The following is a 15,282-nucleotide window of genomic DNA, read 5'->3' as shown; positions in this document are numbered from 1 at the left end:
GAAGCAGTTCCTGACCGCAGCGGATGGTCGGCTCGCCCGGTTCGGGAGCTGACGGCGGAGACGATCGAGCTGCGTCGCGGCCCCGGCGCGGCTACTGGACCTCGAGCGCCTGCGACAAACGTTGTGGGCGTCCTATGTTGACAAAGGATGTACATGACGTTCACCGAGCAGCCGACCATCACCGACGCGGACGACCTGTGCGTCGCGACGATCCGCACACTGTGTATGGACGCCGTGCAGGCCGCCGCGTCCGGGCATCCGGGCACCCCGATGGCCATGGCGCCGGTGACCTACACCCTGTGGCAGGAGTTCCTGCGGTTCGACCCCGACGATCCCATCTGGCCCAACCGTGACCGTTTCGTGCTGTCGGCGGGGCACGCGTCGACGTTGCTGTACGCGATGCTGCACCTGGCCCGGGTCAAGGCGGTCAACCCCGCCTACGAGACACTCGGCCAGCTGTCGGTCACCCTCGATGACATCAGACGGTTCCGGCAGCTGGACGGGAAGTGCCCCGGCCATCCGGAGTACCGCTGGACGTCGGGGGTGGAGGCGACCACGGGGCCGCTGGGCACGGGCGCGGCGACATCGGTGGGCATGGCCATCGCCGCACGCTGGATGGGGGCGCGGTTCAACCGGCCCGGCTTCGACATGTTCGACTACGATGTGTACGCACTGTGTGGTGATGGTGACCTCATGGAGGGGATCGCGGCCGAGGCGGCGTCGCTGGCCGGTCATCTGCGGCTGGCCAACCTGTGCTGGATCTACGACAACAACCACATCAGCATCGAGGGCAGCACCGACCTGGCGTTCACCGAGGACGTGGCCACCCGGTTCATCGGCTACGGGTGGAACGTCGCCCGCGTCGGCGACGCGAACGACCGGACGACCCTGGGCCGTGCGTTCGAGACGTTCCGCCGCGAACAGCACCGCCCGACCCTCGTCATCGTCGACAGCCGTATCGCGTTCGGCGCCCCCACCAAACAGGGCACTGCGGCGGCGCACGGGGAGCCACTGGGGGAGGAGGAGATCCGGGCGACGAAACGGTTCTACGGCTGGCCGCAGGACGCGCACTTCCTCGTCCCCGAGGGGGTGTACGAGCATTTCGCCGCCGGTGTCGGAAAGCGGGGCCGGGCCGAGCGGGACACCTGGATGGCCCTGTTCGACCGCTACCGCAGCTCGTATCCCGACCTTGCCGACCACCTGTACCGGATGCAGCACCGGCAGTTGCCCGACGGCTGGGACGCCGACATTCCCGAGTTCCCCGCCGACGACAAGGGCCTGGCCACGCGGGACTCCTCCGGCCGGGTCCTCAACGCCGTCGCCGGCAACGTGCCCTGGCTGGTCGGCGGTTCTGCCGATCTTGCTCCGTCCACGAAGACACGGTTGACCTTCGAGGGAGCCGGGGACTTCCAGGCCGGCGAGCCGGGCGGGCGCAACCTGCACCTCGGCGTCCGCGAGCACGCCTCGGCCGCGGTGGCCAACGGGCTGTCCCTGTGCAAGGTGCGGCCGCTGTGGTCGACCTTTCTGATCTTCTCCGACTTCGCTCGTGGAGCCCTGCGACTGTCCGCGCTGATGGAGATCCCCGTCATCCACGTGTTCACCCACGACTCCATCGGGGTCGGGGAGGACGGGCCGACGCACCAGCCGGTCGAGCAGCTCGCCTCGCTGCGGGCCATCCCCGGCCTGCTGGTGATCCGTCCCTGCGACGCCAACGAGGTTGCGCAGGCGTGGCGGGTCGTCATGGGTCTGCGGCGGGAGCCGGCCGCGCTCATCCTGAGCCGACAGGCGTTGCCGACGCTGGACCGGACCCGTTACGCTGCCGCGTCCGGGCTTGCCCGTGGGGGCTACGTCCTCGCCGATGCCCCCGACGGCGATCCCGAGATGATCCTGATCGGCACCGGCAGTGAGGTGCACCTGGCCCTGGCCGCCTACGAGGAGCTGACCGCGCAGGGTGTGCGCGCCCGCGTGGTCAGTCTGCCGTGCTGGGAGCTGTTCGACCGGCAACCCGCGCAGTACCGCGACCAGGTGCTGCCACCGTCGGTCCGCGCGCGCGTCGTGGTCGAACAGGCCTCCACGCTCGGATGGGAACGGTACGCGGGCACCGACGGGGCGATCATCGGTATGCAGACCTTCGGCGCGTCCGCCCCGCTACGGGCGTTGCAGACCAAGTTCGGGTTCACCCCGCAGGCGGTCGTCAGCGTCGCCAAGCAGTGCCTTGCCGCCGTCCACACGTTCCGCGATCCGGCGTAGACCTCAGGGCCACGAGCGCGAAAAGCATGATTGCGTTTCCGGTGGCCTGCTGGCCACCGGGGCAGGCCGCGCTGGGAGCCGGTCAGATGGTTGACGAGTCGCCCCTGACCGGCTCCGGGCGTTTCCTCGATCACTTCTTGTCGATCACTTCTTGTCGATCATTGTTGTGGTTCGTGCGTCGGCTTGACCTGGCCATGCGCAACTGGGAGTGTGAGTGAACCCCATGGTTGGGGGGTGTTGGAGCTAGCTGGCACAGAGGTTCTACAGGGGTAGACGTGGTGGGTACTGGTAGAATTTTGCGTTTCGACGGAATTCGTGGCTATGGTTTTATAGCACCTGACGCCGGTGGCGACGATATTTTCATGCACGCGAACGATCTTCAGGACGAGAAACACCTGTTCCAGCCCGGAACGCTGGTGGAGTTCGAGGCGGAGGAGAGTGACAGGGGCCCGAAGGCGTCGGTTGTCCGCCTTGTCCGTCGGGTTCCGGCCCGCCCGTTGCTGTCGCATTCCGAAAGCACGAACGTCGGGCGCCCGGGTACTGACGACGACGAGATGTGCGACGTCCTCACTATCGGGGAGTTCCGGCACCTGCTGACAGAGACGCTTATCGAATCGGTACCGACTCTGACCGGCAGTCAAATACACCAGATACGGCAGCGGCTCACCAGCCTCGCGCAGGCGCGTGGCTGGGTCGAATCCTGATCGGTTCGAACGGCGCTGGTACCGGCGAAGGCGGGGATCTCCCGCTTCGCGGTGATCCCTGTGCGCTACTGACCACATCGATCTCGATCCATATGGGTGTTCCGGCCGCAACGGCCCACCGGCGCCGCCCTGCCGGGATCCTGAAGCTGCCCGCCGGGGAAGGGAAGGCGGGATACCCCGTGGACGGATATCCGTGGACGCGGGCCCGTGCGGGACCGGATCGCACAGTGGTAGAGGGACACGGTGGTAGAGGAACACGGTGGCAGAGAAAAATGTCGTTGCCGGTCTGTGCCGGGTGCTTCACGATACGCACCGGAGGACCCCGGCAATGGTGCGCAGCCCTGCCACGCTGCGGCTTACCGGTGTTGTCCTGGCAGCTGCCCTGAGACGGCTTGTGCAAATGATACGCAGGGTAAGCATTTTGCGCCGACATGCCGAGAAAACTGCTACTTGCGACTACCGAAAGTAGTTCGCTACGTTGGCCGAGTTCTCAACGGCACCGGACCACACGCCGAGTTCTGTCCATGGTCCGGCGTCTCCAACTAGTAATCGCCAGGACAGAAGCGGGGGACCCACCTTCCTTCCGCCGGATGTCGCCACCGCGGCGCCGTCCTTGGGGTGAAGTCGGCTGCGCGTTCCCGCGCGCCGACCGGGCTTCCCGGCCCGAACCCGACAGCTAACCTCGCAGGCGTATGGGAAGGATCATCGTTGCCTGCATATCAGGTGAATTCAGGTTCGGCTGCCGTAAAACATCCCAGGCGGGGTCGTCATCGTGCGCGGACGACCCGGTCCACCTTTGGCCGGATATCGGCACGTACGGCGGTTGCCGCCGCGGCCACCGGAACCGTGGCCCTCTCCGGTCTGGCCGCCCCGGCCTGGGCGAACGACCGGGGGCTGGAGGCCAACGGGGTCAACGGGGTCAACGGGGTCAACGGGGTCAACGGGACAGGCTTGACCGACGCCGCCACGACCACTGTGGCCGGTGTCCGACCGGCCACCTTCGCGATCACTCCGGCCACCTGGTCGGCGACCTCGTCGCCGACTGCCGCCACGGGGGCGGCGTCGGCGCAACCGGTGAGTTTTTCGACGTCCTCCAGCAGCTTCGGGGCGAAGGTCGTCTATCTGGCGTCGAAGCAGGCTGGCAAGCCGTACGTGTGGGGTGCCGAGGGCCCGCGGGCATTTGACTGCTCCGGCCTCGTCCGCTACATCTACAAACAGCTCGGCCGCAGTATTCCGCGGGTGTCCAATGCCCAGTACGGTGCCTCCCAGAAAATACCGAAGAACGCCAAGCAGCCCGGTGACCTCATCTTCTTCGGTCGGCCGGGAAGTATCCATCACGTGGGGATCTACGCGGGGAACGGAATGATGTGGGCCGCCCCGCACAGCGGAGCCGTGGTCAGGCTCCAGAAGGTCTACACCAACAACTACCTGGTCGGTCGTATCAGGTGAGACCGCTGCCCCGGGTGAGCAGTCCCGGGCATTTTATCACCCCGAACCGGTAGCGCAGGGAATTGCGAACCGGTAACGCCGTGAATTGTTTTTCTGTCGGTATCAGGCAGCCATTTCCTGAGCCCCGCACGAGTCCTGTAGCGGACGTCGAGAAAGCACGTCATCTGCGGTTCGCATGGCCCGAAATAATGGCCTGAACGAATGGTTCGCATGGCCTGAACAGTTGGCCTGAACGGTGCCTGACCGCCGTCCGGAACAAGGCTGGACGATCCTGGTGACGGCGTGCTCGACGCTGGAAACGGTGTACCAGTACCGCTACCAGAAGAAACAGTACGGGCCACTTCAATGATACCTTTAGGTGAGATGTCTGAGTATGGCCAAAGGAAGGCACAGGAAGCAGAGCCGGTGCACTGGCGCCGCATTAGCAACCACTGTCGGGCTCATCGGAACAGCGGCTGGAATGGTGCTGACCGCGGCCCCGGCCGGCGCGAGTCCGGCGTCCGCTTCCGCCATCGTTCCCGACGCGACCATCGCCCGTGTCGGCATGAACGCGGGACTGCCCAGCTGCCAGGGGGTGCCGCTGAGCACCTGGGTGGCGGTGGCTCTCGCGGAGTCCGGGGGCAACGCCAACGCGCGTAACCCGCGCGGCGAGGACTCCCGCGGACTCTGGCAGATCAACGTGCGGGCCCACGCGAGCTGGCTGGCGGGCCGGAACCTGTTCGATCCCGCCACCAACGCGTTGGCGGCGAAGAAGGTGTGTGAAAGCCAGGGTGTGCGTGCGTGGGGTGCCTACACCAACGGTTCCTACCGCCGCTATCTGACGCGGGGTAATGCCGCCGCGGCCGCTGTGAGCGTCCACCCGACGACCACACGGGTATCACGACCGAGCACTCCGGTCCCGCCTGTCGCCGGGATCCACTACACCAACAAGGACTGTTCGGCCCCATTGTCCGGTGGTCAGCCCGGTGTGGCCATAAGAAACGGAAGTCGCCTGCGTACCGAGGTCGTCAGGATACAGCGACGGTTGGCCGACCTCGGATATTCTCTTGCCGTCGACGGGAAATTCGGCCCGCAGACCACCAGGGTGGTGAAGGAATACCAGCGACAGCACGGACTTGCAGTTGACGGTATAGTCGGCGCACGCACTCACGCCCGGCTGTTCCCGTGCGGCTGACGGTTTCGTGTGATTGACAATATGTGATTGACAATGTGGAATTGGAAATTCCGTTGTCCGTGGCCGACCCGTCGTCTGCTCCGGCCCGGCTGACCGGCCGGTCAGCCGGGCCGGAGCAGACGGACAACGGGCACACTGTGTGCCGGCAGGTTTCGCTCGGTTCCCCGGTGGAAGACGAGCGAGTATGCCGCGGCTACGATCAACAGGCTGGGTGCCTCGCCTCGCCCCGCTGTTGGTGCTCATGGCCGTGGTCGCTCTACATCTGGCCGGTCACGGGAGGTATATAGTTCTTACGCTGACGGTTGTCAGCCCGATGCTCGCCGCCATCCTCACCGGCCCTCGGATAACCACGGTCTATGCGTTGGCGGCGCTGTTACTGGCCAGCCTGCTCGGAGTTCGCACGGATCTTTACAACGGCGACTATGGTGGCGGTCCGGCAGCTCAGGCGATCCGTCTGGCCGGTGTCGCGGTGGGAGGCGTCATCGCGGTCGTGGCCAGCCACGACCGGACCCGGCGTGAGACGAAGCTGAGAGAGATAACCCGGGTGGCGGAGGTGGCACAGCGCGCCATCCTCAGCGCTGTGCCGGCCTCGTCCGGCGGGCTCCGTCTGGCAGCGAGCTATGAGAGTGCTGCGGCGGAGGCGAGTGTCGGTGGCGACCTGTACGAGGTCGTCAACAGTATGTGGGGTACGCGGATACTGGTCGGTGACGTGCGCGGCAAGGGCCTCGACGCCATCCAGATCGCCAGCCGGGTGCTCGGCTGTTTCCGAGTGGTCGCTCGTAACACCGATGACCCCGCCGGTGTCGTGGCCGCTCTCGACGGGGAAGTCGTCGAGGTCGCAGGCCCGGAGGACTTCGTCACCGCCGTCTTCGCCCAGATCGACCAGGGCCGGCTCCTGATGGTCAACGCAGGTCACCCCGATCCGGTCCTGCTCCGCAACGGTGTCCCGCGCCTGGTACCGGTCGCCGTCCGCCAGCCGCCCCTCGGTCTGGGGACCGACGGTGCCGCCATCGCCAGGCACCAGCTGGAGCGGGGCGACCGGCTGCTGTTCTACACCGACGGTCTCACCGAGGCGCGTAATCCCGGCAACGGCGAGTTCTTCCCCCTCATCCCCGCTGTTGAGTCCGCTTTGCGGCAGGCCTCTCTCGATGACTGCCTGGTGACGCTCGTGCGCGAACTGCGGCGCTGGACCACCTCGTCGCTGAACGACGACGTCGCCCTGCTGGTCGCGGAGGTTGTATCCGAGCACGAGGACGCTGCCGGCGGCGGCGAGGCGGAGGGGGATGTCAGCCCATCGAGCGCACGTACCCGGGCACACGTACCCGCCGCTGCCCACGCCCGGCCGGGCACCGGTCCAGTTCCAGGTTCCCGGCCGGGCGTGAGCGAGGCGACGTCGACTTAGGTGAGCGCCAGTTCCTGGGGGACGACGATGACGTCGACGAGTGCGCCGCGCCGCCACACGGTCAGCTCGAGCGGACGTCCGATGGTCTCCTCGGTCATCAGTCGCTGCAGGTCCCCGGGGGCGGCGACCGGCTGCCCGGCGACGGAGAGCACCAGGTCGTCAGCGAACAGGCCGGCGCGACCGGCTGGGCTGTTCACGACGACCTCGGCCAGTCGCACGCCGTGTCGCCGGCCGAACCGTTCGGCCAGATGCGGTGGCAGCGGCGCCCCGGTGCTGGCAACCCCCAGATAGGCACGTCGCACCCGGCCGTCACGCATGAGCGCGGCGAGAATGCGACGGGTGGTGGCGTTGACCGGGACGGCGAGCCCGAGCCCGATCCCGGCGACGGCGGTGTTCACGCCGACGACGTGGCAGTCAGCGGTGACCAGCGCACCTCCGGAGTTACCAGGGTTGAGCGCTGCGTCCGTCTGGATCACTTCGTCGATGACGCGGACGGTGGCGCCGGCCCGGGTGGGAAGCGACCGGCCGAGCGCGCTGACGACTCCCGCGGTGACACTGCCGGTCAGGCCCAAGGGATTTCCCACCGCGACGACAAGCTGACCAACGGCGAGCGTGGCGGCGTCACCGAGTGCCGCCGGTGGTGGCGTGCTGCCGCGGGCGCGCAGAACCGCGAGGTCGGAGAGCGGATCGGCGCCGATCACGTCCACGTCGGTGTGGGTGCCGTCGGCGAACTCGGCCGTGCCCATCACGCCGCCCATACCGGGCCTTTCCGCGCGCCCCGATCCACTGTCGACGACGTGGGCCGAGGTGAGCAGGAAGCCGTCGTCGGTGAAGACCACGGCGGATCCGGCTCCCTCGCCGCGCGGCGTCCGTACCCTCAGGCTCGCGACAGCGGGGGAGACGGTTGCGGCGACCCGGGTGACCACCTGCGAGTAGGCATCGAGCGGATCCTGCATCCCGACCTCCCCGTGTTGCTTACATGATTACGTCATTAGAAGCAGGGGAGCGCGGACAATGTTCCCGCGCCTGGTCGTTCCCGTGCTGGTTGCCCGCCTGCGGGGGCGGGCGACGCTCTCTGCCTGCGCCGGTCGACGCCAAGACGGGTGAGACGGTGCCGATCGGCGGTTTCGGGTTCGACGGGAGGTTCACCGACGTGGTCGAGGTGTCCAGGGACAGGTTCGAGGCCCTGGTGGCCGATGCGCTGGACAGCCTGCCGCCGGAGCTCGGTCGTCAGATGTGCAACATCGCGATCCTCGTCGAGGACGAGCCACCTTTGCCGGGACTTCTCGGGCTCTACGAGGGTGTGCCGCTTCCGGAACGAGGCGACCGGTACAGCGGGGTGCTGCCCGACCGGATCACGATCTACCGAAAGTCGATCTGCGACATGGGCGAGACCGAGGCGCAGGTCGTGGAGCAGGTGCGGGTGACCGTCATCCACGAGGTGGCCCATCATTTCGGCATCGATGACCGGCGGCTTGCCGAGCTCGGCTGGGAGTAGGACCCGCCCGCGGCGGCTCCGCGGGGCGGGGCCCGGGAAAGGCCCTCACGACACGTCCTCCACCCGATCCCCGGAACGCGCGAGACCGGCTGTGCCCGTCACCGGACTTGTCGGTCCCGACACCTCGCTCGTCGGGATCGACTACCGGCCCCAGGACGGACTGCTCTACGGCGTGGGCAACGGCGGTGGTGTCTACACGCTGAACACCTCCACCGGGGCGGCCACCGCGGTTTCCAACCTGGGCGTTCCGCCGGCCGGTTTCGTCGCCTTCGGCGTCGACTTCAATCCTGTCAACGGCCTGCTGCGCGTTGTCAGCGACTCAGGCTTGAACCTGCGCCACGACGTCGTGGCCCACGTGACAACCGGGGACACCGCGCTTTCCGCCCTCGGTGTCACCGGCATCGCCTACACCAACAACGACACCAGCCTCACGACCGGTACCACGCTGTTCGACATCGACACCAATCTCGACCAGCTGGCGATCCAGTCGCCGCCGAACACCGGCGTCCTCGTGGCGACCGGCAACCTCGGCGTGAACGCGGACCTGAACGCCGGCTTCGACATCTACAGCTCGCTCGACAACACTGGCGTCTCCGTCGGTTCCATCGGGTTCGCGACGCTGTCGGTCGCGGGCCAGTACGGTCTGTACTCGGTCAACCTGCTCACCGGGCACGCCGATCCGATCGGGCAGTTCCCGGCCGGGACCGTGGTGTCCGACGTGGCCGTGCAGCCGTAACGGCGGATCCGTTCGCGGTCTCTTCCCCGTTCGCGGCCCCCGGTCGACCATGGACACCGGGGGCCGCATCCGTTCCTCTCATCGTTGCGGGTTTGCCGGGCCGGCGCCGGTCACGGACGAATCACGGACGAACGCCCTGATGGTGCTGTGGCATGCGCAGATGGGCCGTCTGGTGTGTGATCGTCTCGATGTCGCCCGCCGCGACGTCGAGGAGCCGGTGGGCCAGTTCGGACAGCGCGCGGGAGGCTGCGACCTCATCACCGATCTCGGGAACCTCGGTGTCGGTGGGGTGCCGCCGCGCGTGTCCGACGCCCCGCAGCTCGCGTTCAGCGTCCGAACGCAATGCGGCCTCCGCGCGGGTGTGCCCGTCATCCTCGGTCAGGAGCACATCGACTGTCCACCTCTTGGTGCGGATCATGATCGGTCGCCGCCTTCCTCAGCACACGGCTCTCAGTGGCCTGGGGACCCAGTCGCCGGCAGCGCGAGAAAAATATGATCGCGCTGCCTCCGGTCCTTTAGCCTGGCACGACTTGATGGCCGCCGCGAACGCGTCCGTAACCGGTACGGGCCGCCAGGACGCTGTTCCGGCCGGGTGCTCGGGTGGCGCGGTCGTCGCCCGAGCGGCCTTCCGGAGGGCGGTCGTACCGCGGTAGTCGTAGAGTCGGCCGGGTGAGGGTGCTGGTCACCGGTGGCACCGGCAAGGTCGGCAACGCGGTCGCCCGGGCCGCCCGGCTGGCCGGTCACGAGGTGCGCGTGCTCGTCCGTGACACGGCCAGAGCCAAGGCTGTCCTCCCGCACGATCTCGAGCTCGTGACCGGTGACGTCACGGACCCGTCCTCGTTGGAGCCTGCAGTGGACCGCTGCGATCTCGTCTTCAACGCGATGGGGCTGCCGGAGCAGTGGCTGCCCGACGAGTCGCTGTTCGGACGGGTCAATGCTGACGGGTCGGCGAATGTCGCCCGGGCAGCCGCGGCGGCCGGGGTGCGGCGGATGGTGCACACGAGCACGATCGACGTGTTCGACGCGCCACCCGGCGGTCGGTTCGAGGAGAGCAGGCTCGCCGTCACACCCAGGCGCACGGCTTACGAACGGTCGAAACAGCGGGCGGAGCGTGCGGTGCTCGACGCGTCCGGCGATATGGAGATCGTGTTTGCCAACCCCGCCACGGTCTATGGACCTGGCCCGGCTGGCAGCGCGTCGCTGGAGAAGCTTTTCAGGCTGGTGCTACGCGGGCTGCTTCCCACCGTACCGCCGGGTGGGTTCGGAGTCGTCTTCACCGAAGGTCTGGCCCATGGTCACCTGCTTGCGGCGGAGCGGGGCCGACCCGGACAGCGCTACATCTTCTGCGACGAGCACGCAACGCTGATGCAGCTTGCGCGGACGGTGGTTTCGGTCACCGGGCGCGGCCGAGCCCCGCTGGCGACCATGCCGGTCGGCGTCGCGACGGCAGTGGCCGCGGCCGGTGAGGCGGTCGCGCGGGTGACCCACCGGCCACCGCTGATGGCGCGAGGTCAGCTCCAGTTCCTGCTGTGGAACGCCGTCCCCGACTCGACCAAAGCACAACGCGAACTCGGTTGGAAACCCACCCCACTCGACGAAGGTGTCCGCCATACCATCGCCGCCGCTAGGGGGCCAAAGGCGGTGCAATCATGATCTTCACGCCGTCGGAGACCCAAGTCCCGGGTCACTCGGAGGGTGTTCGATACCGGTTGTCTGCTGAGCGCACGAAAGATCGAGGCTAGAGGTACTGGGCGGGCCAGGTGGCGCCTGCGGTTGAGGCGGCGGCCAGACGGGCGGCGCCTCGGGCTACCACCACAGGTCCGGGGCCTGGATGCGGGCCACGGTGCAGGCGGCCCAGAGCTCGGGGAGGGTGTGGGCGCGGGCGGTGGCCAGGGGGGTGTCCCAGTAGCCGGGGTAGTTGAGGGTGCCGCCGGCCACCCGGAGGACGTCGGGGTTGACGATGTTCAGCAGGGTGGCCATGGCTAGCCCGAAGGCATCCCCGGCTGCGTCGACGACGCCCCGGACAGCGGGATTTCCGGCGGCGAGCGCCGCGTGCACCTGGGCCGGAGGCAGAGCGGCGGCCTGTACGATCGCGGCGCCGCCGGCCAGTTCGTCAAGCCGGCGTACGCCCTGCGGGGTGGGTACTGGAATGCTGCCGACCTCGCCGGCCCAGCTCCGGCAGCCTCACACCACTCGACCCTGGTGGAGGTAGGCGGAGCCGATGGCGGTGCCGGAGAGCATCACCACGGCGGTCCGGGCGCCGTCGATGTCGACGGCTTCCTCTGCCGCCGGGGGTGGCGTCGGGACCGGTGGTGACGCGGAGCAGGGTGATCCACTGCTCGGTGAGCGGCTCCGGGAGCCCTGCGACCGAGGTCATCGCTGCCCGGAAACCGGCGGCCTCCTGGTTGCCGAGGCTGCCGATCGGCAGTGCGCCCTGGTCGAAGAGGTCCAGGGCATGGCGCAGGATCCGCAGCCGCTGGGCGTGGTCCGGTCGGGGGCCAGAAGTCGTACGGGACCGCCGGGCATCGGCGGCGACCAGGGCCCGGGGGACCAGCGACAGCCGCCATCCCCCGCCGCCGGGCAGCGGGGCGGAGTCCAGCGAGTCGTACCACTCACCCCGCCGAAACACCGGCACGGCACCCCCGCCGGGGGCGGCCAGGCCGGCCGGGGCGGCGCCACCGGCAGCCGCCGGCGCGTGAGACGACCGGTCAGGCGCCGTCATCAGCGGACCAAGGCTGGGTCCAGCGGGCGTCGGTGCGGGTGCCTGTGAGTTGGAAGCGGAGGTCGGCGGAGAGACGCATCCGGCGGGTGTCGGTGTCCAGGGATGCGTGGACGATGTGCGGGGTGTGGACGGTGAGATCGCCGGTGGCGTAGTCGGCCCAAAGCCAGCGGCGGGCCGTCCGCTCCGCCGTCCACCGCAGGTCGTGGCTGATCGGGCGGAGGTCGTGGGGGCGGTCGGTGACGTCGTGCAGCGGGGCCAGCTGGTCGGGGGCCAGCGTGTGGGAGCGTTCGAGGTAGATCAGGCCGCCCATCGGGAGCGGGCAGTCGCCGAGCGGGATCCAGGTGGTGACCAGATGTTCGCTGCCTCTGGTCATGTAGTCGTAGTCGGTGTGGGCGCGGGAGGCGCGCAGGGAGCCGAGGTAGAAGTGGCGGACGATCTTCCGTGGCAGTAGCTGCACCACGCCCTGCAGAAGCGTTTCGGCGAGCTGGCGCAGCACCGGCTGGTCGCTGAACCGCTGGAACTCCGGGGAGCGGACGAAGCTGTGGGCCGGGTGGCCGGGCACCCCGTACTCCGCCGTTCCGGCGGGCACGGTGCCCGAGTAGACGCCGCCGACGGGTGGTGTCCCGGGGGCGAGGAATCCGGGGTCGAGCCGGGCGAAGTACTGCTCGCGCAGCCGCAGTACCTCGTCCGGGTCGAGGACTCCGCGGAGCAGGAGGTGGCCGTCGCGGCGCAGCCGCTCACGGAGTGCGGCGGGTTCGGCGAGCAGTTCGGAGCTGTCCGTCATCGGGGCGAAATAGGTGTCGTTGAAGGGGATGGCCGCCCCGTTGGAGGTCAGCACCGTCACCGGACGTGCCGTGGTCATCGCAGTGTCTGCTCCCTGTGGGGTGGGGGACGGGTCAGGAGAGGTGAGCAAGTTCGGTACGGATGGCGGCCAGAGTGCGTTGCTGCTGGTCGGGCGTGATCGACGGGTAGAGGGGCAGGCAGATGTGGTGGGCGGCGAACCAGCGGGCCTGCGGAAAGTCCCGGGCCGGCGGAGTCCGGGCACCCCGGACAGATGTTCGTCGTACCGGGCGGCGAGCGCCTGCCGGGCACGGGTCGCCGCGTCGAAGCGCTCCAGCTGGGCGAGACCGATGGCCGCGTGCACCTCGCTCATCCGCCAGTTGCTGCCGGGGCAGTCGTGCAGGCCTGCCTCGTAGGCCACCTTGCCGTGGTCCCGCAGCCGGCGGACGGTGTCCAGTTCGGTGGGGCCGGGGGCGGTCAGGATGCCGCCTTCGGCGCTGGTCAGAACCTTGGTCGGGTAGAGCGAGAACGCTCCGTAGGCACCGAAGGTGCCGGCCGGAGCCCCGTCGAGACGGGAGCCGAAGGCGTGCGCCGCGTCCTCGACCAGCGGGATCCCCCGGGCCCGGCAGGTCTCGGCGACCTGGTGGATCGCGGGGGAGATCACGCCGCCGATGTGGACCACGGCGATAGCCGCCACATCGGGGTGCCGGTCCAGGGCCCGTTCCAGCGACCCGGGGTCCAGGCCCAGGCCGTCGAGCTCCATGTCGACGAAGTCCACGACGGCCCCGGCGCGGACGGCGGCCGCGGCGGTGGCGAAGAAGGTGTTGACCGGGACCAGTACGCTGCGGCCGGCCACCCCGATGATACGGAAGGCGATCTCCAGCGCGGCCGAGCCGGAGCTGACCGCGGCCGCCTCCCGACCCACCCAGGGTTCGGCCCGGGCCTCGAACTCGGCGAGCTGCGGGCCGAGGGTGAGTGCCCCGGAGGCCAGCGCCTCGTCGACCCGGTCTGTCACCTCGCGGCGGGCCGTGACGTCGAACCGGAGCCGTAGCGCTGGCACCGGTACGGCGGGCCGGGCACCGTCCTTGCCGAGGGCGTCGAGGAAGAAGGCGGTGGCGCGGTCGGGGTCGGTGGCGTGACCCATGGGAAGGCCGAGGACCTCCAGCCGGTGTTGGGCGGCGCCCAGCGCGTAGGCCTTGCGGAGCTGTTCGGCGGCCGACTCGGTGTCCTGGCGGCTCAGCGTCGGGTCGGTGGTGCCGTACTGGACCTGGAGTGGTGCCGGGCAGAGAGCGGCGTAGAGGTCGGACAGGTCGGCGTGGCGCAGGATGCCGGGGAGCATGGCCACCGGGTTGCCGCTGAGGAGTTCGCCGTGGAGCAGCGGGTAGCTGCCGAGGTGGCTGGCGGCGCAGAGCGGGAGTGGCTCGCCATCCTGTAGCAGAGTGGTGTGCAGGGCGACGGCGGCGCCCAGACTGTGGCCGAACAGCCCGATCCGGTCCGGGTCGGCGTCCGGGTGCCCGCGCAGCCAGCCGAGCGCGCCGAGGGCGTCTTCGACCAGCGCGCCCAGCAGCGGTTGACTGCCGAGGCTGAATGCCTGGGTGAGGGCTGCGGCCTCGTCCCGGCCGGAGAGCAGGGCGGCTGGCAGGCTGCCGTCGAGTCCGTAGTCGACGGTCAGGGTGAGCAGCCCGGCCCGGGCCAACCGCTCAGCGATGTTGCGGTCCGGGTGGTCGGGTGGCCGTAACCCGATGACCTGCTCCAGGACCGCCCGCCGGCCTGGGCTGACCAGCACCGCCGGCCGGGGACGGGGCGGTCCGGAGGGCGCCAGCAGCACCGCCCGGATGCCATCTCGCGCCGGGGAACGGAGCTCGTACTCCTCGATCCGGAGCCCCGGCAGCTCCCCGGCGATCCGCCGTACGGTCTCCAGCGGGGTGGCGGAGCCGATGTCGACGTGGGCGAGCCGGGCGACGGCGGAGCGGATCCGCCGGGCCTGGCCGGCCGGGTCGGTCCGCTCGGACGACGTATGGCACAGCGCAACTTCATCGGCGAACCTGCGTCGTAGTCGGGAACTCTGCACCGGCGATCCTTCTGGTCGATCGGACGGAGCGGGTGGTCAGACGAAATCGGTTTTTATCGAGTCCTTGAAGGAGAACAGGTCGTAGAAGTTTTCCTCGTTCGGGGAGTGGAAGTTGCAGAAGTTGCATCGCATGTTGCAGGCACCCATGATGCCGATCCGCATGTGGATCGGGCGGATCTCCTCGCCATTCACGAGTTTACGGATCATTTCTTTGTGCGCCAGGACCTTGGTAGGGGCGTGCGCCTGGTCCAGGGAGACCGCCGGTATTCCTTCGGGATTTTTCGGCAGCGCCGAGTCGTGCGACAGTACGGGCTGGGTCTGACCCATGGCGAGTTCCTTTCGTAGGCGACGGACGGCCGAAATATCTGTCGACACGATGGTCTACCTCGATGTGCTGACGTGCTGGCTTTCCAGATGATTATGTCGATTCAATGGCGCACGACGTAGCGTATTAAGAAGAAATGGTTGATCTGGACTGATCACCAATGAATATAGG

At 68.6% G+C, this 15,282-nt stretch carries 15 protein-coding genes and 1 riboswitch; of the genes, 9 read left to right on the top strand and 6 right to left on the bottom strand.

Annotation, left to right across the window (positions count from 1 at the left end):
• The first annotated feature begins 153 nt into the window (after positions 1 to 153).
• The 6 genes from tkt to CV1CTNOD_RS12910 all read left to right on the top strand — a co-directional run bounded on the left by tkt (position 154) and on the right by CV1CTNOD_RS12910 (position 6,979).
• Positions 154 to 2,250, top strand: a complete 2,097-nt coding sequence (gene tkt / locus CV1CTNOD_RS12935; protein ID WP_131786363.1) for a transketolase — start codon at positions 154 to 156, stop codon at positions 2,248 to 2,250.
• Between the two features lie 26 nt (positions 2,251 to 2,276).
• Positions 2,277 to 2,468, top strand: a complete 192-nt coding sequence (locus tag CV1CTNOD_RS12930; protein ID WP_131786362.1) for a hypothetical protein — start codon at positions 2,277 to 2,279, stop codon at positions 2,466 to 2,468.
• Between the two features lie 57 nt (positions 2,469 to 2,525).
• Positions 2,526 to 2,954, top strand: coding sequence for a cold-shock protein (locus CV1CTNOD_RS12925; protein ID WP_131786361.1), 429 nt, complete (start codon positions 2,526 to 2,528; stop codon positions 2,952 to 2,954).
• A 540-nt stretch (positions 2,955 to 3,494) separates the two neighbouring features.
• Positions 3,495 to 3,660, top strand: a riboswitch (cyclic di-AMP (ydaO/yuaA leader).
• A 140-nt stretch (positions 3,661 to 3,800) separates the two neighbouring features.
• Positions 3,801 to 4,403, top strand: coding sequence for a C40 family peptidase (locus CV1CTNOD_RS27830; protein ID WP_347402931.1), 603 nt, complete (start codon positions 3,801 to 3,803; stop codon positions 4,401 to 4,403).
• A gap of 460 nt (positions 4,404 to 4,863) precedes the next feature.
• A complete protein-coding gene (locus tag CV1CTNOD_RS12915) occupies positions 4,864 to 5,577 on the top strand; it encodes a peptidoglycan-binding protein (protein WP_347402930.1) in 714 nt (237 codons plus the stop codon).
• Between the two features lie 184 nt (positions 5,578 to 5,761).
• Positions 5,762 to 6,979: a PP2C family protein-serine/threonine phosphatase gene (locus tag CV1CTNOD_RS12910; RefSeq protein WP_131786358.1), complete on the top strand. Its 1,218-nt coding sequence runs from the start codon at positions 5,762 to 5,764 to the stop codon at positions 6,977 to 6,979.
• Here CV1CTNOD_RS12910 and CV1CTNOD_RS12905 read toward each other — a convergent pair.
• Positions 6,976 to 7,935: a S1C family serine protease gene (locus CV1CTNOD_RS12905; protein ID WP_131786357.1), complete on the bottom strand. Its 960-nt coding sequence runs from the start codon at positions 7,933 to 7,935 to the stop codon at positions 6,976 to 6,978. The two genes, CV1CTNOD_RS12910 and CV1CTNOD_RS12905, sit on opposite strands and share 4 nt — an antisense overlap.
• 197 nt (positions 7,936 to 8,132) lie before the next feature.
• Between CV1CTNOD_RS12905 and CV1CTNOD_RS12900 the strand changes: the two genes are divergently transcribed.
• Complete coding sequence (locus tag CV1CTNOD_RS12900; RefSeq protein ID WP_131786373.1) at positions 8,133 to 8,477, top strand: metallopeptidase family protein; 345 nt, start codon at positions 8,133 to 8,135, stop codon at positions 8,475 to 8,477.
• Entirely contained in the window at positions 8,443 to 9,213 is a 771-nt protein-coding gene (locus CV1CTNOD_RS12895) for a DUF4394 domain-containing protein (RefSeq protein ID WP_131786356.1), read from the top strand. The genes CV1CTNOD_RS12900 and CV1CTNOD_RS12895 overlap by 35 nt, the downstream gene beginning before the upstream one ends.
• Positions 9,214 to 9,334: 121 nt before the next feature.
• Here CV1CTNOD_RS12895 and CV1CTNOD_RS12890 read toward each other — a convergent pair whose 3' ends face one another.
• Positions 9,335 to 9,631: a DUF1876 domain-containing protein gene (locus CV1CTNOD_RS12890; protein ID WP_131786355.1), complete on the bottom strand. Its 297-nt coding sequence runs from the start codon at positions 9,629 to 9,631 to the stop codon at positions 9,335 to 9,337.
• Positions 9,632 to 9,882: 251 nt separating this feature from the next.
• Here CV1CTNOD_RS12890 and CV1CTNOD_RS12885 point away from each other — a divergent pair, with 251 nt between their 5' ends.
• Positions 9,883 to 10,866 (top strand): NAD-dependent epimerase/dehydratase family protein, encoded by a 984-nt coding sequence (locus CV1CTNOD_RS12885; protein WP_131786354.1) that lies wholly within the window; start codon positions 9,883 to 9,885, stop codon positions 10,864 to 10,866.
• Positions 10,867 to 11,019: 153 nt separating this feature from the next.
• On the opposite strand, the gene CV1CTNOD_RS25745 is transcribed toward CV1CTNOD_RS12885, so the two are convergent.
• The 4 genes from CV1CTNOD_RS25745 to CV1CTNOD_RS25735 are packed head-to-tail and all read right to left on the bottom strand — an operon-like array spanning position 11,020 to position 15,113.
• Positions 11,020 to 11,271, bottom strand: a complete 252-nt coding sequence (locus CV1CTNOD_RS25745; protein WP_207386406.1) for an ROK family protein — start codon at positions 11,269 to 11,271, stop codon at positions 11,020 to 11,022.
• A 55-nt stretch (positions 11,272 to 11,326) separates the two neighbouring features.
• A complete protein-coding gene (locus CV1CTNOD_RS25740; RefSeq protein WP_207386405.1) occupies positions 11,327 to 11,935 on the bottom strand; it encodes a hypothetical protein in 609 nt (202 codons plus the stop codon).
• Positions 11,922 to 14,786, bottom strand: a complete 2,865-nt coding sequence (locus CV1CTNOD_RS12875) for a DegT/DnrJ/EryC1/StrS family aminotransferase (protein WP_131786353.1) — start codon at positions 14,784 to 14,786, stop codon at positions 11,922 to 11,924. The genes CV1CTNOD_RS25740 and CV1CTNOD_RS12875 overlap by 14 nt, the downstream gene beginning before the upstream one ends.
• Positions 14,787 to 14,822: 36 nt before the next feature.
• Positions 14,823 to 15,113, bottom strand: a complete 291-nt coding sequence (locus tag CV1CTNOD_RS25735) for a hypothetical protein (RefSeq protein WP_207386404.1) — start codon at positions 15,111 to 15,113, stop codon at positions 14,823 to 14,825.
• Positions 15,114 to 15,282: the final 169 nt, after the last annotated feature.

The sequence above is a fragment of the Protofrankia symbiont of Coriaria ruscifolia genome, assembly GCF_900634745.1.
Lineage (GTDB): Bacteria > Actinomycetota > Actinomycetes > Frankiales > Frankiaceae > Protofrankia > Protofrankia californiensis.
Note: the sequence above shows the minus strand (reverse complement) of the source record. Positions and strands in the feature narration are given on the sequence as shown.